Below are 21,351 nucleotides of genomic sequence, written 5' to 3'. Positions count from 1 at the left end.
AAAGGGAAGAGGAGGCATATCTTGGCAGCTCTGGAGTCCAACGAAGTTCAATTGATCGACAAGATTGTTCATATCAACCGCGTGGCCAAGGTGGTCAAGGGCGGACGCCGATTCTCCTTCAGCGCTATCGTGGTGGTGGGAGACGGCAACGGCCGGGTGGGCTTTGCCCTGGGTAAGGCCAACGAGGTCCCGGAGGCGATTCGCAAGGGGCTGGAGGCGGCCAAGCGTGAGATGTTCCAAGTGCCGCTCATCGACGGGACGCTCCCCCACGAAGTGCTGGGCCGTTTCGGTGCATCCCGTGTGGTTCTCAAGCCCGCCTCGCCCGGTACGGGAGTGATTGCCGGTGGGGCCGTGCGCGCCATCATGGAGGCCTTGGGTGTCTCGGACGTGCTCACCAAGGTCTTGGGATCGCGCAATCCGCACAACGTTGTGAAGGCGACGCTGACGGGCCTCAAAGCCCTGAGAAGCCCGGAAAAGATCGCCAAGATTCGCGGCATCGATGCGAACGAGCTGCGAGCCTAGCTTGGCAGGAGGAAGATCCATGGCGAAGCCCATTAAGGTGAAACTTGTCCGCAGCCCGATCGGGCGCCCTGAAAAACATCGAAAGATCCTCAAGGCGCTGGGGCTGACGAAGCTGCATAAGGAAGTGACCTTGTACGCCACCCCGCAAATCGTGGGTGCCGTCAAGAAGGTCAACCACTTGGTGGAAGTGAGCGAGGCGTAGGCTCGGCTGACTGGGGAAGGTGGTAAGAGCGATGCGATTGAATGAACTGAAGCCCGCAACGGGCGCCAAAAAGAATAAGAAGCGGGTCGGCCGCGGCTCGGGCTCCGGCCTGGGGAAGACGGCCGGTCGGGGTACCAAGGGACAGAAGTCGCGTTCCGGTGGTGGCGTCCCGCCCTGGTTCGAGGGCGGTCAGATGCCGTTGCAGCGGCGCGTGCCCAAGAGAGGATTCACCAACATCTTCCGGACCGAGTACGAAGTGGTCAATGTGCAGGACCTGGACCGCTTTGAGGCGGGATCCGCGGTGGGTCCCGACGAACTGAAGGCCGCAGGCCTCGTGCGCAAGAAGGCCAAGCGGATCAAGCTCCTTGGCGACGGAGATATCTCCAAGGGCCTGACCCTGCGCGTGCACAAGGCCAGTGCCTCGGCCATTGCCAAGGTGGAGGCGGCCGGCGGCAAGGTGGAGTTGATCTAAAGGAAGGGGAAGCAGAGCGTGCTGTCAGGTTTTCAAAACATAGGTCGAATCCCCGAGCTGAAAAAGCGGATCGGAAACACGCTGCTCCTGTTGGCCGTGTATCGCATCGGGGTGCATGTGCCCACGCCGGGGATCAACCGGGAGGCCCTTGCGGCCTTTTTCTCCGCCGCCCAGGGCACCCTCCTGGGGCTCTTCAACATGTTTTCCGGTGGAGCCCTCAGGCAGCTGTCGGTCTTCGCACTGGGGATCATGCCCTACATCAGCGCATCCATCATCTTGCAGCTCCTGACCGTGGTGATCCCGCACCTGGAACAGCTCAGCAAGGAAGGCGAAGCCGGTCACAAAAAAATCACCCAATACACCCGCTATGGGACGGTGCTGCTGAGCATCATCCAAGGATTCGGCATCGCCTTCGGTCTGGAAGGCATGACGGGTCCGGGGGGTGAGCCGGTGGTGCTCAACCCGGGATGGGGCTTTCGGTTGGTGACCGTGATCACCCTCACGGCGGGAACCGCTTTCATCATGTGGCTGGGTGAACAGATCACCGAGCGGGGTATCGGCAACGGCATCTCCCTCATCATCTTCGCCGGTATCGTGGCCGGCATGCCGGGGGCCGTGGGCAACACCCTGCGCTTGATGCAGACCGGGGAGATGAGTGTCTTCAAGATCCTGGTGCTGCTGGTGCTCATGGTGGGCGTGGTGGCCTTCATCGTCTACATGGAAAGCGGGCAGCGCCGGATCCCGGTCCAGTACGCCAAGCGGGTGGTGGGCCGCAGAATGTACGGGGGGCAAAGTACGCATCTGCCTTTGAAGATCAACACATCGGGGGTGATCCCGCCCATCTTTGCCTCTTCCATCATCATGTTCCCGGCCACGGTGGCCAACTTCATTCAGGTGCCCTGGGTGCAGAACATGGCCAACATGGTCCGGCCGGGCCACTGGCTCTACATCACCCTCTACGTGGGATTCATCATCTTTTTCTGCTACTTTTATACGGCCATCGTCTTCAATCCGGAGGATGTGGCCGACAACATGAAAAAGTACGGTGGCTTCATCCCCGGCATCCGGCCGGGACGGCCCACTGCGGAATACATCGACAAGGTGCTGAGCCGCATCACGCTCGGCGGGGCGATCTACGTGTCCGCCGTGTGCGTGCTGCCCACCCTGCTCATACGTAACTTCAACGTCCCGTTCTATTTCGGAGGGACGGCCCTCCTGATCGTTGTGGGCGTGGCCATGGACACGGTGGGGCAAATCGAGGCGCACATGCTCACGCGACACTACGAAGGATTCTTGAAGGGCGGGCGCGTGCGTGCCGGGCATTAGGTCCGGATCCAGTAAAGCAGGCGAGGGAACAGGGGAGGTTGCTCTGTTCCCTTTCACCGTTTGGGTGGTGTCCGAAGGGTATACGTTTTGAGAGCGAAAGGGAGGAAGCGCATGAACATCATCTTGTTGGGGCCTCCGGGAGCCGGAAAAGGAACACAGGCGAAACGGCTGATCGATGCTTACGGGATTCCACAGATTTCCACCGGGGACATGTTGCGGGCCGCCCTCAAGGAAGGCACTCCCCTGGGGCTGGAAGCCAAAAAGTACATGGATCAGGGCGCCTTGGTCCCGGACGAGGTCGTGGTGGGACTGGTCAAAGAGCGGATTCAGCAGGACGACTGCAAGAAGGGATACATGTTGGACGGGTTCCCGCGGAACGTGAGCCAGGCGGAGACCTTGGACAGGATGCTGTCCGAGCTGGGGCAGACCATCGACCATGTGGTCTGTATCCAGGTGCCCGACGAGGAACTGGTCAAGCGCCTCACGGGGCGCCGGACGTGCCGCGACTGCGGAGCCGGGTTCCATGTGATGTTCGATCCTCCCAAGAAGGACGGGGTCTGCGACAAGTGCGGCGGAGAGCTCTACCAGAGGGACGATGACAACGAGGCCACCGTCAAGTCGCGCCTTCAGGTCTATGGGGAACAGACCAAACCGTTGATCGACTACTACGAAAAGCAAGGCAAGCTGCGACAGATCGACGGCGTGGGTTCCATCGATGAAATCTTTGCTCGTATCAAGGCCGTTCTTGGCTAGAGGTTGTCTTGATTACACTGAAGTCTCCTGAAGAAATTGACAAGATCCGCAAGGCGTGCCGCATTGTGGCGGAGGTGCTGACTCGGCTGCGGGAAGCGGTCGAGCCGGGGGTGAGCACATGGGATCTGAACGCCCTGAGCGAAGAGCTGGCGGCGGAACGCGGCGCCAAGCCGGCCTTCAAGGGATACCATGGGTTCCCCCACGCCTTGTGCACGTCGGTGAACGAAGAGGTGGTCCATGGGATGCCGTCCAAGAAACGGGTCTTGAAAGAAGGGGACATTATCAGCCTTGACTTCGGCGTGATCGTGGACGGCTACTACGGGGACGCGGCCATCACCGTCGCGGTGGGCAAGATCAGCGGGCAAGCCGAGGCGTTGTGCCGCGTGACCCGGGAATCGTTGGACCAGGCCATCGCCAAGGCGAGGGTGGGCAACCGCCTTTCGGACATCTCCCATGCGGTTCAGGCCCACGTGGAAAAGCACGGCTTTGCCGTGGTCCGGGAATTTGTGGGGCACGGTATCGGTCGGAATCTACACGAGAGTCCTCAGATCCCCAACTACGGGCCTCCGGGGCGTGGCGTGAAGCTGCAGGCGGGCATGGTCTTCGCCATCGAGCCCATGATCAACCAGGGGAGAGCGGAAATCGAGATCCTGGAAGACGGCTGGACGGCGGTGACGGTTGATCGCAAGCTCTCCGCCCATTTCGAGCATACCGTCGCCATCACGAAAAACGGTCCGGAAATCCTGTCGGTGTGCGACTAGAGAGGACCGGCGACGGCCAGGAAGCAAACGACAGGGGCGCGTAACGAGCCCAAGCGGGACCGGGTGCAAGACGCCGTGAGCCAAGGGTTTTCGCTCGAATAGGGGTGGGTGCCCTGGCCCCAAGGGGGAGGGTCCAAGCGCCGGAACGTCACATCGCACATAAAGGCTTTACAGCCCCTGGGGGCATGTTTATAATGCAGCGCTTTGCAGAAGCCAGGTGAGGACTCTTAAGTTTTGAGGGGATTGATTTATGGCCAAAGAAGAAGCGATCGAGGTTGAAGGCACTGTCATTGAGCCCCTTCCAAACGCCATGTTTCGTGTTGAGCTGGAAAACGGGCACCGGGTGCTCGCCCATATTTCCGGGAAGATGCGTATGCATTTCATCCGCATCCTGCCGGGCGACAAGGTGACAGTCGAGCTTTCCCCTTACGATCTGACTCGTGGCCGCATCGTATATCGATCCAAGAAGTGAATGCGTAACGACCCAAGAAGTGAATGCGTAACGACAGCGTGTTGCGGGAAGGGAGTTTGGCATGAAGGTGCGAGCGTCGGTGAAACGCATCTGCCGCAAGTGCAAGATCATTCGGCGACATGGCCAGGTGCGGGTGATCTGTGAAAACCCCAAGCACAAACAGCGTCAAGGCTAGTGGGAGGATTTCGCATTGGCACGTATTGCAGGTATAGACTTACCCAAAAACAAGCGCATTGAGATTGCCCTGACCTACATCTATGGGATCGGGCGGGCCACCGCGTCCAAGATTGTGGCGGAGGCGGGCGTGGATCCTGCCATTAAGTCCGACGACCTGACCGAAGCTCAAATTACGGCCATTCGCCGGGTCATCGATACCAAGTACAAGGTGGAAGGTGACCTTCGGGCCGAAGTATCGATGAATATCAAGCGGCTGATGGATTTGGGCTGTTACAGGGGACTGAGACACCGCAGGGGCCTGCCGGTGCGAGGGCAGAGAACGCATACCAACGCCCGTACGCGCAAAGGTCCCCGACGATCGGTTATGGGCAAGAAGAAAAAGTAATTGAGAGGATGGAGTCAACATGGCACGGGGCAGAGGTGGACCTCGCAAGAAGAAAGAGCGCAAAAACATCCAGAATGGGATCGCTCATATCCATTCCACGTTCAACAACACGATGATCACCATCACCGATATGAGCGGCAACACCATTTCCTGGGCCAGTGGCGGCAAACAGGGCTTCAAGGGCTCCAGAAAGAGCACTCCGTTTGCGGCTCAGATGGCGGCGCAGGCGGCGGCCAAGGCGGCCATGGAACACGGCCTGCAAAACGTGGAAGTGCACGTGAAGGGTCCCGGCTCGGGGCGTGAGGCGGCGCTGCGTGCCCTGCAGGCAGCAGGCTTGAATGTGACCGTCATCAAGGACGTCACTCCCATGCCCCACAACGGATGTCGGCCTCCCAAGAGGCGGCGCGTCTAAGGGGAAGAACGTGCCCGTTTGGGTGGACCGGCGGATGGGTAGGTCCCGGCGGGCGGTTACCGGTTAAAGAGGAGGATTGGATTTTGGCTCGATATACTGGTCCTGTGTGTCGGCTGTGTCGGCGCGAAAGCATGAAGCTCTATCTCAAGGGCGACCGGTGCTTTTCGGATAAGTGTGCCTATGAACGTCGGAGCTATGCACCGGGACAGCACGGTCAGCGGCGCAGCAAGCTTTCGGACTACGGCATACAGCTTCGCGAAAAGCAGAAGATCAAGCGGATCTACGGCCTGCAGGAAAAGCAGTTCAAGGCCTATTTCAAGGAAGCCGACCGCCAGAAGGGTGTGACGGGTACCAACTTCCTGATCCTGCTGGAACGAAGGCTTGACAACACGGTCTATCGACTCGGCTTTGCCAACTCCCGCTCCCAGGCGCGTCAGCTGGTCCGGCATGGTCACTTCCTGGTCAACGGCCGCAAGGTGAACATTCCGTCCTACCTGCTTCGGCCCGGGGACGTGATCGCGGTTCGGGAAAAGAGCCGGCAGGTGGGCATGATCAACGAGGCCCTGGAGGCTTTGCCGCGGCGGGGTGTGATGCCGTGGCTGGATTTGGACAAAGACAAATACCAGGGTGTGTTTCGAACTCTTCCGACCCGGGAAGAGATACCGTTGCCCGTCCAGGAACACTTGGTGGTGGAATTCTACTCCAAGTAAGGCGACTCCGAACCGGCCGGCTGGTGCGCGGTAGCGAACGCGCCGGCCGTGCGGGCTTTTTCGTGATAGGACGGGGTGGGCCGCCACGGGCGGCCGCATCTTATCGAAGGGATGGGAACAGGTATGGAGAAGAATTGGCGCGAGTTGATCCGGCCGAGGCGCTTGGAGGTCGAAGCGGGGGAGGATCCCAGCCGCTATGCCAAGTTCACGTGCGAGCCTTTGGAAAGGGGCTTCGGAACGACGCTCGGCAATGCGTTGAGGCGGGTGCTGCTCTCGTCCTTGCGGGGCGCCGCCATCACCGCCGTGAAGATCGACGGCGTACAGCACGAATTTTCCTCGGCGCCGGGCGTTGTGGACGACGTGACCGAGATCATCCTGAACCTCAAAGAGGTGAGGTTGCGACTGGACGGTGACGGACCGAAGCAGCTCGTGTTGGAAAAGGAAGGTGAGGGCTTGGTCACGGCCGGAGACATGCAAGGGGACTCCTCTGTGACGATCCTCAACAAGGATTTGCCCATCTGTACGTTGGCCAAAGACGGCAAGATCCGCATGGAGCTGAGGGTGGATGAGGGCAAGGGGTATGTGCCCGCCGACTGGGATTCGGAAGCCACGGAAACGATCGGGATGATACCCATCGACGCCATCTATTCACCCGTGCGAAAGGTCAGCTACAACGTGACCCAGGCGCGGGTGGGGCAACGTACGGACTACGACAAGCTGACCATGGAGATCTGGACGGATGGCAGTGTGAGTCCCGAAGATGCCCTTGCCCTGGCGGCCAAGATTCTGAAAGAGCAGCTGTCGGTTTTCATCAATTTCGAAGAATACGAGCTTCCGGTCGAAGAAGGCGAGGAGGAAGAGGAGCCGGCCTTCAACGAGAACCTCTTCCGGAGCGTGGATGAGCTGGAGCTTTCCGTGCGTAGCGCCAACTGCCTGAAGAATGCGGACATCCGTTACATCGGTGAGCTGGTGCAGAAGACCGAAGCCGAGATGCTCAAGACGAAGAATTTCGGCCGTAAATCCCTCAACGAAATCAAGGAAATTCTCGCTGAAATGGGACTCTCCCTCGGGATGCAGCTGGAAAACTTCCCGAGCCGCGAAGAGATTGCGCAGAGAAGAAAGGAAGAGGAATAGCCATGCGCCACAGGAAATCTGGTCGGAAATTGAATCGGACTTCCAGTCACCGCACGGCCATGTTTCGAAATATGGTGACATCGCTCCTGGAACATGAGCGTATCTACACGACGGTACCAAAGGCCAAAGAAATTCGCCGTTGGGCGGATTCCATGATCACGCTGGGCAAGCGGGGCGACTTACATGCGCGCCGGCAGGCTTTGGGCGTGGTTCGGAGTAAGGCGGTCGTGCACAAGCTTTTTGCCGAGCTAGGACCGCGCTACCAGGATCGGCCCGGGGGATACACGCGGATTGTGAAGATGGGATATCGGCGTGGTGACGCCGCCCCCATGTGTTTGATCGAGCTGGTGGGAGGCGAGACGCAGCCGCCAAAGAAGGCCGAAAAGCCCGCTGAAAAGAGGGAAGCCCAGGCGCCGGCGGAAACGCTCGAGCCGGAAGGCGAAGGGGCGGCAGTGGAAAAGGAGTCGGAATAGGCGGCCCTGTGGCGCTGAGGTCCTTTTAAGAACGGCTGAATACAAAGAGCCCAACGTCCCTGGGGACGTTGGGCTCTTTGCTTGCGGGGGCCTGCGATGGAGGTCATTCGCGATCCCGCGAATTGTAAAAGGCGCATTCCACGCAAGTGAAACCGGTCCACATGGCCTTGGCGGCCTTGTCGAGGCAAGCATCGTAGTGGGCGCAGGCAAAATGACGAATGCCTCGCCCTTCCCGGCACAGGACGGGATTGGGGATTGGTTGTGCGCCATGGCGCACAGAGTCTCTCTGGCGGGTTGGCTGAGCCTTGGCCATCATCATAGTGTCCGCTCCTCCTTGTGATGTTTGGGAGTTACCTTAAAACCTTAAACTAATCAAAAAAACGGCGAGCGCAAGGGGATCGGTTTTCTTGACACCTAGATCTGGATTCCGTACCGTTGGCGCGCTGCCCTTGGAAGCGACAAACAGACGGCCATGGCCGGGCCGTGCGTTGTGGTATGTGTGACGCCGGGCGATGGCATGGGACTGTGTGATGCGCGTTTGGGGCATCGTGGAAGGGGTCGGCCGGCGATATCGAAGAGGCAGAGCGCAACGCCTGCTGTCGCCTGCGCCACATGCGGATCAGGAGAGAGCCTTCGCTCCCCTGAAAACGGTGGTCCGCTCAACAGGATGGGTTGGGGACTTTCGCCGCCTTCGGGCTGGGGGCGGCTCATTTCATGCCGAGAGAGGTGAGGACATGGCGGCGCCATCCAGGCTGAAGAAGGTCAGAAATATAGGTATCATCGCCCACATCGATGCGGGCAAGACCACGGTCACCGAACGGATTCTCTACTACACGGGCCGATCGTACAAGATCGGGGAAGTCCATGATGGCACGGCCGTCATGGACTGGATGGAACAGGAACAGGAGCGGGGAATCACGATCACCTCGGCGGTGACCACCTGTGAGTGGAAGGGCCACCAGATTCAGTTGATCGACACGCCCGGCCATGTGGACTTCACCATCGAGGTGGAACGTTCCTTGCGCGTCCTCGACGGCGTGGTGGCCGTATTTTGCGCTGTGGGGGGAGTGGAGCCCCAGTCGGAGACCGTCTGGCACCAGGCCGATAAATACGGTGTTCCCAAGATCGCTTTTGTGAACAAAATGGATCGGATCGGGGCGGATTTCTCTCAAGTTCTGGAACAGATGAAGGAGAAATTGCAGGCCAACCCGGTGGCGATCCAGATTCCCGTGGGCAGGGAATCGGATTTTCGTGGCGTGGTGGATCTTTTGAGTCAGCGCCAGATCGTCTGGAAAGACGAGGCCCTGGGGGCCGAATATGAATATGTACCCATTGAGGAGGCTCTGTCGGATCAGGTCCAGGAGGCGCGAGAGGAGTTGGTGGCCCAACTGGCCGAATGGGACGACCAGCTCATGGAGAAATACCTGGAGGGGGTGGAAATTACAGACTCGGAGCTTCGCAGAACGCTCAGACGCCTCACTCTGGAACTGAAGGTGGTCCCGGTGCTTTGCGGTGCGGCTCTTCGCAACAAGGGCATCCAACCCCTGGTGGATGCCGTGGTGGATTGCCTGCCGTGTCCTCTGGACGTGCCCCCGGTTCGGGGGATCCATCCTGTGACGAAGGAGACGGAGGAAAGGCTGAGCAGCGACCAAGAGCCCCTGGCGGCCCTGGCCTTTAAGATCCAGATGGACCAGGGACGCAAGCTGACCTACACGCGGATCTATTCGGGAAAGATTCGCGCAGGGGATGTGATCTACAATGCGCGACGAGGCACGCGGGAAAAACTGTCGCGAATCTTTAGGATGCACGCCAACAAGCGAGAGCGTCTGGAAGAGGCCGGGGCGGGGGCCATTGTGGCGCTCATGGGGCTCAAGTCCGCCAGTACGGGAGACACGCTCTGTGACGAAAAACGTCCGATCCTGCTGGAAGCCATCCAGGCCTACGAACCGGTCATCAGCGTGGCCGTGGAGCCCAAGACGCGCGGCGATCAGGACAAGCTGATGGATTCCTTACAAAAGCTTGCCGAGGAGGATCCCACCTTTCGCTTCTACGAGGATGAAGACACGGGCCAGATCGTCATCCGTGGCATGGGCGAGTTGCACCTGGATATCCTGATCACCCGGCTGCAGCGGGACTACGGCGTGGGGGTCAACGCGGGCAAACCCCAGGTGGTCTACCGCGAAACGGTCCAGGAGTCGGCCTTGGGCCGCGGCGTTTTCGACCGGGATATTGGAGGTGCCAAGCACTATGCGGCCGTTGAGGTCCATGTGGAACCGAGGCCGCGGGGCAAGGGAAACCGGGTCGTACAGCGGGTGCGGGACGACTCCATCCCGGAGGCGTTTCTACCGGCCGTGGAACAAGGGATATCAGATGCCCTCACCAGCGGGGAGCTGATGGGCTATCCGGTCGTGGACGTGGAAGTGTCCATCGTTGGCGGGGAGTTTCGAGAGGGGGCCTCCACGGAGCTGGCCTTTCGGGTGGCGGCGACCATGGCCTTTCGCGATGCGTGTCAAAAGGCGCAACCCACGCTCCTGGAACCCTACATGGCGGTGGAGGTGCTGGTCCCCGAAGAGTTTCTGGGGGAAGTGATCGGGGACCTGAACCTGCGGAAAGCGCGGGTGGAGGGCATCACAGCCAGGAAGGCCGTCCAGGTGGTCGATGCCATCGTGGCCCTGTCCAAGATGTTCGGCTATTCCACCGCCCTGCGTTCGGTCACCCAAGGTCGGGCCACTTTTTCCATGCAGTTTGCGCGCTACGACGTGCTGTGTGAACCGTTGGGCGGCTATTGAGGGGGCCGCCAAGGGAAAGATGGCGCGGAGGCCTTGGAATCTTGGCTCAAAGCACTTGCCAGAAGGTGCGGACCATGATACATGCCACAGGATCGCATGATAACGGCAGGCTGCAAGCGTATCGGAAATGCCTTCCCGATCTTTTCGGGGAAGGCAACTTTATGCAAGGAGATCCAGAGCGGATCTTTTTGTAGTTGAAAGGCAGGTGAAATCTGAATGTCGGAGCCGGAGACCCGGGAGAGTTTCGAGAAAAAGATTCGCAAGCTCCGGAAGGATTTTCAAAAGAACGTCCAGCCGGTGCTGCGACGCCACAATTACTACCTCTCCAAAGGTGAGCGCCGCCGCATCAAGCGGAAGAAGGCCATCAAGAGGATCCAGCGCCGCATGCGTCGGCTGCAGAGGATGTGATCTTCCCGCGGAAAGGCCTCGTATTGCGAAGCCTTTCCGCGGTTTACCCAACAACCTTTTCGCTTCAAGCAGCCTGCGGTGTGACCCAAAGAAAAGCCCCGGAAGACGCGCTTGTCTTCCGGGGCTTCTCTTTGGGGTTTTAAGTGATGGCGCTTAGAACTTGCCCAGGATTCTGCGGGCGATCACCAGGCGCATGATTTCATTGGTACCCTCATAGATCTGGGTGATCTTGGCATCGCGCAGGTGCCGTTCCATGGGATACTCCTTACAATAGCCGTAGCCGCCCAGGATCTGTACACCCTCCACGGCGGCCCACATGGCCGTATCCGAAGCAAAGAGTTTGGCCATGGCCGCTTCCTTTTCGTAGCCCCGGCCGTTTTGTTCCAGCCAGGCGGCCCGAAGTGCCAGCAGTTCCGCAGCGTCCAGCTGGGTGGCGATGTCGGCCAGCTTCCACTGGATCGCCTGGAACGAGGCGATGGGGCGTCCGAACTGCTCGCGCGTCTTGGCATACTCCAGCCCTTCTTCCAACACGGCCCGGCCGATGCCGATGGCCTGGGAGGCGATGCCGATCCTGCCACCGTCCAGGGTGGTGAGCATCTGCTTGAAGCCCTCGCCTTCCTTGCCCAGTAGGTTTTCCTTGGGAATGCGCGCATCCTCGAAGATCAGCTCCGCCGTACCGGAGGCAGCGATCCCCAGCTTGTCCTCCACGCGCCCCACCTTGAACCCGGGAGTGTTGTGCAGGTCCACCAGGAAGGAACTGATGCCCTTGTAGCCCTTTTCCTTGTCGGTCACGGCCGCCAGAACGCAGTAGCGGGACACGTTGCCGTTGGTGATGAACTTCTTTTCCCCGTTGATGACCCACTCGTTGCCGTCCAGCACGGCGGTGGTGCGCATCCGGGCCGGATCCGATCCCGCACCCGCTTCCGTCAGGCCGTAGCAGCCCAGGTATTCACCACTGGCGACGGGGGTGAGAAAGGCCTGCTTCTGCTCTTCCGTGCCGTAGGTGTAAACGGGGAAGTTGTAGAGGCTGTTGCAGACGCTCATGATGACGCCGCACGAGGCGCAGGCCTTGGAGATCTCGATCATGGCCAGGACGTAGCTCACGTAGTCCATGCCCGCTCCGCCGTATTCCGGCGGGATGGTGATGCCCATGAGGCCCAGCTCGCCCATCTTCTTGACGATCTCTTCCGGGTGCTTGTGGGTTTGGTCCAGTTCGCTCGCCACCGGCGCGATTTCCCGTTCGGCGAACTTGCGGGCCATGTCCTGGATCATACGTTGTTCTTCGGTCAGTTCGAAATTCATGGATTGTCCTCCGCACGCACTGGGTTCAATACTGTCTTTCAGCTTACCGGCCCAAGCCTCAGTTGGTAAAGGAGCCTTTGAAGACGGGTTTGCGCTTCTCCAAGAAGGCGGTGGTGCCTTCCTTGGCGTCTTGACTGGCAAAACAGACGCCGAAGGCCTCGGCCTCCAGGGCGCAGCCCGTCTTGAGATCCGCATCCATACCTCGGTCCACCACCTGCTTGATGGCCCGCAGCGCCGTGCAGCTCTTGGCGGCCATGGCCTTGGCCACCTTGAGAGTCTCGTCCAGGAGGGCATCGTGGGCAAAGACCTTGGCCGCCAGCCCCAGGTCCTTGGCCTGCTGCGCATCGATCATTTCGCCGGTCATGCACAATTCCTTGGCCTTGGCGCGGCCCACCAGGCGAGCCAGCCGCTGGGTGCCGCCGAAGCCCGGGATGATGCCCAGATTGATCTCCGGCTGGCCGAACTTGGCCTTGTCGGAAGCGTAGATGAAGTCACAGCTCATGGCCAATTCACAGCCCCCGCCCAAGGCGAATCCGTTCACACAGGCGATGACGGGCTTGGGCAGGGCCTCCAGGCTGAAGAAGATGTCTTGACCCCTCTGGGCAAAAAGGCGTGCTTCCAGGGGGTTCATCTTTTGTAATTCCGTGATGTCGGCTCCCGCCACAAAGGCCTTGTCTCCGGCCCCGGTGAGCACCAGCACGCCAACCGCGTCATCCTCTTGGACCGCAGCCACCGCCCGGGCCAGCTCCTCCAGGGTGGCAGGGTTCAAGGCGTTCAAGGCCTTGGGCCGGTTGAACGTGATCACAGCCACGCCGTCTTGCACTTGGAACAGAATGTTTTCAAATTCCATGATCCAGCGCCTCCCTCGGATTGGGTGTGTGGGGTGGTTGAGCTAGCGTTCGACGGCAACGGCCATGCCCTGGCCGCCGCCGATGCACAGGGTGGCCAGGCCCTTTTGGGCGTTGCGTCGCTTCATTTCATAAAGCAGGGTGATCAGTATGCGCGCCCCGGACGCCCCGATGGGATGACCGAGGGCGATGGCGCCGCCATTGACGTTCACCTTGTTCGTATCCCAGCCCAACTCCTTGTTGACCGCGATGGCCTGAGCGGCGAAGGCCTCATTGGCTTCCACCAGGTCCAGATCGTCAGGAGTCCAGCCCGCCTTTTCCAGGGCTTTGCGACTGGCGGGAATGGGACCGGTGCCCATGTAGGCGGGGTCCACGCCCGCAGACGCATAGGCGCGGATGGCGGCCAGGGGGGTCAACCCCAGTTCGGCGGCCTTCCGTTCCGACATGACCACGAGGGCGGCCCCGCCGTCGTTGATGCCGGAGGCGTTGCCCGCGGTGACCGTACCGTCTTTCTTGAAGGCGGGCCTGAGCTTGGCCAACGCCTCCAGGGTGGTGCCGAACCGGGGGTGTTCGTCCGTATCGAAGAGGATGGGATCTCCCTTTCGCTGGGGGACCTCCACGGGCACGATCTCGTCGCGGAATCGCCCTTCCTTGATGGCCGCTTCGGCCTTCTGCTGGCTGGCCAGGGCGAAAGCGTCCTGTTCCTCGCGGCTGATGCCGTAGCGCTCCGCCACGTTCTCGGCCGTGATGCCCATGTGGTAGCCGTTGAAGATATCCCAAAGCCCGTCGTGGATCATGATGTCCACCATCTCACCATGACCCATGCGCTGGCCCCAGCGCACTTTGGGCAAGGCATAGGGCGCGGCGCTCATGTTTTCAATGCCCCCGGCCACCACCACTTGGGCGTCCCCCACCATGACGGCCTGGGCCGCCAGACCCACGGACTTGAGTCCGGAGGCGCACACCTTGTTGATGGTGAAGGCGGGCACCTGGTGGGGGATGCCGGTATGGACCGCCACCTGCCGGGCTGGGTTCTGTCCTTGCGCGGCCTGGAGGACATTTCCCAGAATGACTTCATCCACCTGATCGGGGGAAAGGCCGATGCGCTTCAGGGCCTCCCGCACGGCCACCACACCAAGGGTTACAGCGGGGATGGCCGCCAGAGATCGGCCGAAGCTGCCGACGGGAGTTCGAACCGCGCTGACGATGACCGCTTGCTGCATGTTCACCTCCGTGAGAAAGGGGTTGGATAGGGATCACGGCTCAGGGATTGCCCTGTGACTGCATAAAGGAGGGTGATGCCTGTGAATCAACGTCACATATACGGGATGCTTTTGTGCTTGTCAAACTTTAGGAACCCCTGGACGAAAACCCGCCGGGAAGCGGAAGCCAAGGGGGGGGAAGGAACCGGTTTATGAGCGCTTGGAGGTGCCGAAAAGACCCTCGGCAAAACGGTCCAAATTCTCCCGAGGCCCGATGGCCACCAAGGTGTCGCCCTGTTCCAGCACTTCGCCGGGAGAGGGATTGTAGATCATGGTGCCTTCCCGGCGCTTGATGGCGACGATGATCAGGTTGTAGTCACTGCGGATGCCCGAATGCACCAGGTCCTTGCCGATGAGGTCGGCCCCGGCGGGGATCACCAGCTCTTCCATGGAAAGCTCCATGCCGTCGCCCGAAAGGGCCAGCTCCAAAAAATCCGTCACCGTGGGCCGAAGGATGTTCTGGGCGATGCGCATAGCCCCGCTGGCGTAGGGGGAGACCACCCGATCGGCCCCCGCTTTGCGCAACCGTCTTTCCGTTCCCGACGTGGAGGCCCGGGCACAGATGAAGAGATCCCGATTGAGGTCACGGGCCGTGAGGACGATGAAGACGTTGTCTGTGTCGCTGTGTACCACCGCCACCAGGCCTTTGGCCTTGCGGATGCCAACGGCCAACAGGTTTTCCTCTTCCTTGGCGTCGGCGATGAGGAAGGGAACTCCCAGTTCCTGCAGCTCCCCGGCTTGACTCTCATTGGTTTCCACCACCACCAAGGGCACCTGGTGGCGGAGGAGCTGGCGGACGATGTAACGGCCCATCTGGCCGTAGCCGCAGATGATGTAATGGTCCTTCATTTGGTTCAGTTTCTGTCTCACGCGCCGCCTCCGATAGACTTCCAGGAAACTTCCCTCCAAGATCATCTGACCCACGTAGGCCACGTGGTAGGCCACAAACACGACCCCCAGCGTGATGAGCACAATGGTGAACAGGCGCCCGTCGGAGTCCAAGGGCCGGACTTCCTGAAAGCCCACGGTGGTGAGGGTGATGACCGTCATGTAGAGGGCGTCCAGGAAAGGATAGTGGCCGACGAGCATATATCCGGACACGCCGAAGCAGAGAATAAAAAACGATGACAGGGCGACGAGCAGAAAGCGCTGGCCGAGCAATCGATGTAGGGATCGCATGGGGCCTCTCACTCGGATTTGTGGAGGGGTTATCGAGAAGACGAGTTTAGGCCAAAGGCCGCAAACAGGCAAGAGCCGAAAGGGCGGCATGGCTTTCGTGTGGTGGAGACAAAAAAGCCGCCATCCTTGGGACGGCGGCTTGGTGTGCATGGGGTGAGTGAGCGGACTCGAACCGCCAGCCTCTGGGGCCACAACCCAGTGCTCTAACCAATTGAGCTACACCCACCATCTGTGGACGACCTTTCGGCCGAGGCGGAGGTTGCTTAACACAATGGACCGAAAACGGCAAGGGAAAAGTATCAAAGCTGGAGCCGGGTGGAGAACCTCAGGCGGCCCCACCGTTTTCCGTCCTCTTTGCGTAAGCGTGGATCCATGGCTGCGGATGGTCCTGGAACCCCGGCTTGCTCCATGGGCACGTGACGGGGGAGGAGCGGCCCGTCGGGGCTGCAGGCGAGGAAAGGCCCTCCGAGCTTGGGCCGGCCTGTCCGTTTTAGAGCGGTGGAACCCAGGGAAAGGTCGTTCCCGCGGGGCCGGAGCCCCGCGGGAGCCGAGGGTGCCATTGGCACCATGGCCTAGAACTTTCGGTGGATGATGGTCTTTTTCAGTTCCGCGATGGCTTCCGTGGGATTGAGCTGTTTGGGACAGGCTTCCACGCAGTTGAGGATGGTGTGGCAGCGCCAGGCGCCGTCGCGGTCGTTGATGATCTGCAGCCTTTCATCGGCGCCTTCGTCACGGGTGTCGGCGATGAAGCGCCAGGCCTTGAGAAGCGCTGCCGGTCCCAGGTAGTCGGGATCGGCCCAGAAGCTGGGGCACGACGTGCTGCAGCACGCGCACAGGATGCACTCGTACAGGCCGTCCAGTTTCTTGCGGTCTTCCGGGCTCTGCAGGCGCTCCCGATCGGAAGGCGGCGGGGTCTTGGTGATGAGGTAGGGCTTGACCAGGTAGTACTTCCTGTAGAAGTCGGTGAAATCCACCACCAGGTCCTTGATGACCGGCATGGACGGCAGGGGCTGCACCACGATGGGGTCCTTGAGGTCCTTGATGTGGGTGATGCAGGCCAACATGTTGACTCCGTTGATGTTGAGCCCGTCGGAGCCGCACACCCCCTCCCGGCAGGAGCGTCGGTAGGCCAGGGTGCCGTCCTGTTCCCAACGGATCTGGTTGAGGCCGTCCAGGACCATCATGCCCGGCCGGCGCAATTCCACTTTGTAGTCCTTGTAGTAGGGTTTCTTGTCCTTTTCCGGATCATATCGAAAGACCGAGAAGGTAACTGTTTTCAGCATGATATGCACCTCATGTCGTCCCGGGTCCGCGGATTCCGCTTCCAGTCCCCGCTCGGCCCGCCCCCGCGGGGCGGGCCGATAGTCTCTAATAGACACGTTCTTTGGGTTCAAAGGTGGGTACGGTGAGCGGTTTCATGCGGACGGGCTTGTAATCGAGGCGGATGGAGCCGTCCTCTTCCATGTAGGCCAGGCTGTGCTTGTGCCACTTTTCGTCGTCGCGCTTGGGGTAGTCGTCGCGGTAGTGGGCGCCGCGGCTTTCCTGGCGGGCCAGGGCTCCTTCCACGATGGCCTTGGAATAGTCCAGCATGTGGCCCAGTTCCAGGGTTTCGATCAGATCCAGATTGAATGCCAGCCCCTTGTCGGCGATGCCCACCTTTTTGTACCGATCGCAGAGCTTTTGCAGCACGGCCCGTTGCTTGGCCAGGGTCTCCTCGGTGCGGAACACCCCGCAGTTGGCTTCCATGGATTCCTTCAGCTCGTCCCAAACGGCGCCCATCGTTTCTCCTGCCGTGCCGTTCAGGAGGCTGGTCACTTCTTCGATGCCCCGCTTCCCGGGGTTTTCCGGCAAGGGCACATGTTCGGGCAAGGACTGGGCGAATTGGGCCATGTGTTGTCCGCCCACCTTTCCGAAAACCATGATGTCCAGAAGCGAATTGGATCCCAGGCGGTTGGCCCCGTGGACCGAAGCGCAAGCCGCCTCCCCCGCAGCGTAGAAGCCCTTGACCGGTTCTTCGGGCTTGTCCATACCGCCCAGGACCACTTCCGCAGACAGGTTGGTGGGGATGCCCCCCATGGAGTAGTGGGCCGTGGGGGTGACGGGGATGGGTTCCTTGGTGCAGTCCACGTGGGCGAACACATAGGCCAGTTCCCAGATGCCGGGCAGCCGTTCGTGAATGATGCCCGCTCCGATGTGATCCAGCTTGAGCAGCATGTGGTCGCCCTCGGGCCCGCAGCCCCGGCCTTGCCGCATTTCTTCGGCCATGGCCCGCGAGACCACGTCTCGGGAGGCCAGGTCCCACACGGTGGGAGCATAACGCTTCATGAAGCGCTCGCCGTCTTTGTTGAGCAGGTAGCCGCCTTCGCCGCGCACGCCCTCCGTGATGAGGTTGCCCACGCCGTAGATGCCGGTGGGATGGAACTGGACGAACTCCAGGTCCTCCACGGGAAACCCCGCGCGCAGGGTCAGGGCCAGGCCGTCTCCCGTGTTGATGTGGGCGTTGGAGTTGGTCTTGTAGACACGGACGTAGCCGCCCGTGGCGAACATGGTGGCCTTGGCGTGAAAGATGTGGAAGCCGCCGTTGGCGATGTCCCAAGCCAGCACACCCACCACGTGGTCCTCGTTCTTGAGCAGTTCCAGGGCATAGAATTCGTTGTAAAAAACCACCTGGTTTTTCACGCACTGTTCATAGAGGGTGTGGAGCATGGCGTGGCCTGTGCGGTCGGCCGCGGCACAGGTGCGCTGGACGGCCTCCTTGCCGAAATCCTTGGTGTGGCCGCCGAACCGGCGCTGGAAGATCTTGCCGTTCTGAAGGCGGCTGAAGGGCATGCCCATGTGCTCCAGTTCGATCACCACCTCGGGGGCCATGCGGCACATGAACTCAATGGCATCCTGATCACCCAGATAGTCGCTTCCCTTGATGGTGTCGAACATGTGCCAGACCCAGTCGTCGGGCTCCACGTTGCTCAGCGAGGCCGCCACTCCCCCCTGGGCCGCCACCGTGTGGGAGCGGGTGGGAAAGACCTCACTGATCACCGCCGTATTCACCCCCTTGGAAGCCTCCAAGGCGGCGCGAAGCCCGGCGCCGCCGGCGCCCACGATCACCACATCGTGCTTATGAATGGTCACGCTGATATCTGCCATGACGTCGATCGCTCCTTTTGCCTACGCTTGCACTTTGAGAGTGACGATGGTGAGGACGCCCAGCCCGAAAAAACCGATGGCAAGCACCCACAGGGTGCCCACCAGCACGGCCCGCAAGCCGGCGGAATGGACGTAGTCGTCGATGATCATCTTGAAGCCGTTCATGGCATGGTAGACGGCGAAGACCAGGAAGGCGATGTCCAGGGCCTTCCAGGCGGGAGAGACGAGCCGCGCCATGACCTTCTGATAGGTGACGGGCCCTTCCGAGGCGTAATGCAGTACCCAGAAGTGCAAAAAGAGCGTGATGAGCAGGGCCACGCCGGAGATGCGTTGGAAGAACCAGTCGAAGGCCCCCGAACGTCCCGAACCGAAGTATTTACCCAACATGTTCCAAGCCTCCCTCTTAGATACCGAAAGCCAGCCGCAGCATGGGAATCGCCCCTGCCAGGATGAGGATCGCCGAGACGGCGAAGACGGCGAAGACGGCCTTTTGCATGATGTCACGCTTTGCCAGGTTGCCGTAGTCCATGAAGACCACGCGCAGGCCGTTCAGGCCGTGGTAGACCACGGTTGCCAGCAGCCCGATTTCCAGCAGGTGGAAAAGCGGGGACTGGACCACGGCCATCACCTCATTGAAGGCTTTTTCGCCCTGGGACAGGTGATGGATCACCCAGATGTGAAGAAAGAGGTAGAGCCCCAGCAGGACCCCCGTGGCTCTGTGGAGGATCCAGGCCAGGTAGCCGGGATGAAGCTTGTAACGGACCTTGGGTTGAAAGACGACCTTTTTCATGAAGACCTCCTCGCTTGAACCGCATGCCCCGGCCCGGCGCCGTCCCAGCGCACTGGAAGGGAACGAACGGCGGGCAAGGGCGGAAAATTAGAACTCACGCCGTGCGTGCATACCTCCTGACGCCTTCCTCGTACAGATCCCCACCGTGGCAATCGTTGGCCACGATCACGGGAAAATCCTTCACTTCCAGGCGGCGGATGGCTTCCGGACCCAGCTCCGGGTAGGCGATCACCTCGGCCGACAGGATGCTCTGGGCCATGAGCGCTCCGGCGCCGCCGATGGCGGCGAAATAGACCGCCCCGTGTTCCTGCATGGCGGCTTTCACCGCGTCGTTTCGAGCGCCCTTTCCGATCATGCCCCGCAGGCCGCGTTGGATCAGCTCCGGCGCATAGGCGTCCATGCGGTAGCTGGTGGTGGGACCGGCGGCGCCCACGGGCCGGCCCGGCTTGGCCGGCGATGGGCCCACATAATAGATCACCTGGCCTTCCAGATCAAAAGGCAGGGGCTCGCCGGTGTGGAGAAGATCCACCAGGCGTTTGTGGGCCGCATCCCGGGCCGTATAGACGATTCCGTTGAGGAGAACCCGGTCTCCGATCCGCAGCTTTTCCACGTCTTCCCTTCCAAGCGGCGTGGTGAGTCGAACGGCGTCCTGCATGTTGGGGCATCTCCTTTCTTGGATCCAAGGGACAAGGGGCGAGCCCTTTGTCACTGCAATCAGAGTTCGGTCTCCTTGTGCCGGGCGGCGTGGCACTGAATGTTCACGGCCACGGGCAGGCTGGCGATGTGACACGGCATCATCTCGATGTGGACTGCCAGGGAGGTGACGCGTCCCCCCAGTCCCTGGGGGCCGATGCCCAGGTCGTTGACGGCATCCAGCCAGTCTGCTTCCAGAGCGGCCAGTTCCGGATCGGGGTGGGGACTTCCCACGGGGCGGAGCAGGGCCTTCTTGGCCAGAAGCGCCGCCGTTTCAAAGGTGCCGCCGATGCCCACGCCCACGATGGTGGGCGGGCAGGGGTTGGGGCCCGATTCCTTCACCCGCTGTACCACGAAGTCCTTGACCCCCTGGATGCCGGCGGCGGGTGTGAGCATGGTCACACGGCTCATGTTTTCACTGCCTCCACCCTTGGGGGCCAGCGTGATCCGAAAGTGCTCTCCGGGACGCACGTCCAGATGGACGATGGCGGGGGTGTTGTCACCGGTGTTCTGGCGCGTGAAGGGATGGCAGATGCTCTTGCGCAGGTAGCCGTCCCGGTATCCCTGCCGCACCCCTTCTTCCACGGCTTCCCGAAGGCCGCCGCCCACGATGTGCACATCTTGGCCCATGTCCACAAAGACCACGGCGAACCCGGTGTCCTGGCACATGGGGATCCCTTCGGTCCGAGCGATCTCGGCGTTCTGGATCAGCCTTTGCAAAATGTCCTTTCCCGCCGGTGACTCCTCCCTTTCCAGGGCCTTGCGGAAGGCGTCCAGCACGTCCTCGCCCAACTCCGTATTGGCGCGGATGCAAAGATCCCGAACGGCGGATGCAATCGTGTCCACATGGATTTCGCGCATGGATCCTCCTTATTTTCAAACGGCTATGGGTCCAGTCCCCAGAGAAGGGGCGACGGCTGGAAGGCGCTTGATCTGACGAACATCGAGGCGGTAGCAAGCGCGGGGGCTTGCCGGAGGTGTTGTGCCTGCATGGTGGGGCGGTCTCCCTGGTGATGGTGGCGCCGGGTGGAAAGACTCCGCTGCCGTTGGTGCCTTCTCGTGAATTGGGGCGTTCGACCGAGCTTCGCTGGTTCCGCTTCGGGAGATCCTTACCGTAGGGACAGTGCTTAGTACAGC

25 protein-coding genes and 1 tRNA gene are annotated in these 21,351 nt (G+C 60.9%); 15 read left to right on the top strand and 11 right to left on the bottom strand.

Features of this window, described 5'->3' with window-relative positions; translation table 11 throughout:
• Positions 1-30 precede the first annotated feature (30 nt).
• The 15 genes from rpsE (at position 31) to B9A12_RS12595 (ending at position 10,996) form a co-directional block, all read left to right on the top strand.
• Positions 31-522, top strand: a complete 492-nt coding sequence (gene rpsE / locus B9A12_RS12670; protein ID WP_084058449.1) for a 30S ribosomal protein S5 — start codon at positions 31-33, stop codon at positions 520-522.
• 19 nt (positions 523-541) lie between these two features.
• Positions 542-724, top strand: a complete 183-nt coding sequence (rpmD, locus tag B9A12_RS12665; RefSeq protein WP_084058404.1) for a 50S ribosomal protein L30 — start codon at positions 542-544, stop codon at positions 722-724.
• 31 nt (positions 725-755) lie between these two features.
• On the top strand, positions 756-1,196 hold the full coding sequence (rplO, locus tag B9A12_RS12660) for a 50S ribosomal protein L15 (RefSeq protein WP_084058402.1): 441 nt from the start codon (positions 756-758) through the stop codon (positions 1,194-1,196).
• An 18-nt stretch (positions 1,197-1,214) separates the two neighbouring features.
• The gene (gene secY / locus B9A12_RS12655; RefSeq protein WP_084058400.1) at positions 1,215-2,522 is read left to right on the top strand and encodes a preprotein translocase subunit SecY; all 1,308 of its coding nucleotides are present in this window, start codon (positions 1,215-1,217) and stop codon (positions 2,520-2,522) included.
• Between the two features lie 111 nt (positions 2,523-2,633).
• A complete protein-coding gene (locus tag B9A12_RS12650; protein WP_084058398.1) occupies positions 2,634-3,275 on the top strand; it encodes an adenylate kinase in 642 nt (213 codons plus the stop codon).
• Between the two features lie 8 nt (positions 3,276-3,283).
• Positions 3,284-4,036 (top strand): type I methionyl aminopeptidase, encoded by a 753-nt coding sequence (map, locus tag B9A12_RS12645; RefSeq protein WP_084058396.1) that lies wholly within the window; start codon positions 3,284-3,286, stop codon positions 4,034-4,036.
• Between the two features lie 250 nt (positions 4,037-4,286).
• On the top strand, positions 4,287-4,508 hold the full coding sequence (gene infA / locus B9A12_RS12640; RefSeq protein WP_073037079.1) for a translation initiation factor IF-1: 222 nt from the start codon (positions 4,287-4,289) through the stop codon (positions 4,506-4,508).
• Positions 4,509-4,569: 61 nt separating this feature from the next.
• The gene (gene rpmJ, locus B9A12_RS12635; RefSeq protein WP_073037078.1) at positions 4,570-4,683 is read left to right on the top strand and encodes a 50S ribosomal protein L36; all 114 of its coding nucleotides are present in this window, start codon (positions 4,570-4,572) and stop codon (positions 4,681-4,683) included.
• 15 nt (positions 4,684-4,698) lie between these two features.
• Positions 4,699-5,070: a 30S ribosomal protein S13 gene (gene rpsM / locus B9A12_RS12630; RefSeq protein WP_084058394.1), complete on the top strand. Its 372-nt coding sequence runs from the start codon at positions 4,699-4,701 to the stop codon at positions 5,068-5,070.
• A 19-nt stretch (positions 5,071-5,089) separates the two neighbouring features.
• Positions 5,090-5,482: a 30S ribosomal protein S11 gene (gene rpsK / locus B9A12_RS12625; protein WP_084058392.1), complete on the top strand. Its 393-nt coding sequence runs from the start codon at positions 5,090-5,092 to the stop codon at positions 5,480-5,482.
• A gap of 83 nt (positions 5,483-5,565) precedes the next feature.
• A complete protein-coding gene (gene rpsD / locus B9A12_RS12620) occupies positions 5,566-6,192 on the top strand; it encodes a 30S ribosomal protein S4 (RefSeq protein WP_084058390.1) in 627 nt (208 codons plus the stop codon).
• 123 nt (positions 6,193-6,315) lie between these two features.
• Positions 6,316-7,326 carry a DNA-directed RNA polymerase subunit alpha gene (locus tag B9A12_RS12615; RefSeq protein ID WP_084058388.1) on the top strand — a complete coding sequence of 337 codons (1,011 nt, stop codon included), beginning with the start codon at positions 6,316-6,318 and terminating at the stop codon, positions 7,324-7,326.
• Between the two features lie 2 nt (positions 7,327-7,328).
• Entirely contained in the window at positions 7,329-7,799 is a 471-nt protein-coding gene (gene rplQ, locus B9A12_RS12610) for a 50S ribosomal protein L17 (RefSeq protein WP_084058386.1), read from the top strand.
• Positions 7,800-8,533: 734 nt separating this feature from the next.
• Positions 8,534-10,588, top strand: coding sequence for an elongation factor G (fusA, locus tag B9A12_RS12600; protein WP_084058381.1), 2,055 nt, complete (start codon positions 8,534-8,536; stop codon positions 10,586-10,588).
• 216 nt (positions 10,589-10,804) lie between these two features.
• The gene (locus B9A12_RS12595; protein WP_084058378.1) at positions 10,805-10,996 is read left to right on the top strand and encodes a hypothetical protein; all 192 of its coding nucleotides are present in this window, start codon (positions 10,805-10,807) and stop codon (positions 10,994-10,996) included.
• Between the two features lie 153 nt (positions 10,997-11,149).
• Here the strand turns inward: B9A12_RS12595 and B9A12_RS12590 are convergent, their stop codons facing one another.
• The 11 genes from B9A12_RS12590 to B9A12_RS12540 form a co-directional block, all read right to left on the bottom strand.
• Entirely contained in the window at positions 11,150-12,298 is a 1,149-nt protein-coding gene (locus B9A12_RS12590) for an acyl-CoA dehydrogenase family protein (protein ID WP_084058374.1), read from the bottom strand.
• A gap of 58 nt (positions 12,299-12,356) precedes the next feature.
• The gene (locus B9A12_RS12585) at positions 12,357-13,148 is read right to left on the bottom strand and encodes an enoyl-CoA hydratase-related protein (protein ID WP_084058370.1); all 792 of its coding nucleotides are present in this window, start codon (positions 13,146-13,148) and stop codon (positions 12,357-12,359) included.
• 42 nt (positions 13,149-13,190) lie between these two features.
• Entirely contained in the window at positions 13,191-14,369 is a 1,179-nt protein-coding gene (locus tag B9A12_RS12580) for an acetyl-CoA C-acetyltransferase (RefSeq protein ID WP_084058367.1), read from the bottom strand.
• Between the two features lie 189 nt (positions 14,370-14,558).
• On the bottom strand, positions 14,559-15,587 hold the full coding sequence (locus tag B9A12_RS12575; RefSeq protein ID WP_170920586.1) for a potassium channel family protein: 1,029 nt from the start codon (positions 15,585-15,587) through the stop codon (positions 14,559-14,561).
• Between the two features lie 149 nt (positions 15,588-15,736).
• Positions 15,737-15,813 (bottom strand) — tRNA-His (locus B9A12_RS12570).
• Positions 15,814-16,159: 346 nt separating this feature from the next.
• A complete protein-coding gene (locus B9A12_RS12565) occupies positions 16,160-16,870 on the bottom strand; it encodes a succinate dehydrogenase iron-sulfur subunit (RefSeq protein ID WP_084058360.1) in 711 nt (236 codons plus the stop codon).
• An 85-nt stretch (positions 16,871-16,955) separates the two neighbouring features.
• Entirely contained in the window at positions 16,956-18,731 is a 1,776-nt protein-coding gene (gene sdhA, locus B9A12_RS12560) for a succinate dehydrogenase flavoprotein subunit (protein WP_084058356.1), read from the bottom strand.
• A 21-nt stretch (positions 18,732-18,752) separates the two neighbouring features.
• Complete coding sequence (sdhD, locus tag B9A12_RS12555) at positions 18,753-19,118, bottom strand: succinate dehydrogenase, hydrophobic membrane anchor protein (RefSeq protein WP_084058352.1); 366 nt, start codon at positions 19,116-19,118, stop codon at positions 18,753-18,755.
• A 16-nt stretch (positions 19,119-19,134) separates the two neighbouring features.
• A complete protein-coding gene (gene sdhC / locus B9A12_RS12550) occupies positions 19,135-19,521 on the bottom strand; it encodes a succinate dehydrogenase, cytochrome b556 subunit (protein ID WP_084058349.1) in 387 nt (128 codons plus the stop codon).
• Positions 19,522-19,615: 94 nt separating this feature from the next.
• Positions 19,616-20,176: a Fe-S-containing hydro-lyase gene (locus B9A12_RS12545; RefSeq protein WP_084058345.1), complete on the bottom strand. Its 561-nt coding sequence runs from the start codon at positions 20,174-20,176 to the stop codon at positions 19,616-19,618.
• 59 nt (positions 20,177-20,235) lie between these two features.
• Positions 20,236-21,075, bottom strand: coding sequence for a fumarate hydratase (locus B9A12_RS12540; RefSeq protein WP_084058342.1), 840 nt, complete (start codon positions 21,073-21,075; stop codon positions 20,236-20,238).
• Between the last annotated feature and the right edge of the window lie 276 nt (positions 21,076-21,351).

This window comes from Desulfacinum hydrothermale DSM 13146 (assembly GCF_900176285.1).
Classification (GTDB): Bacteria; Desulfobacterota; Syntrophobacteria; order Syntrophobacterales; family DSM-9756; genus Desulfacinum; species Desulfacinum hydrothermale.
This window is presented reverse-complemented; position numbering and strand designations above follow the sequence as displayed.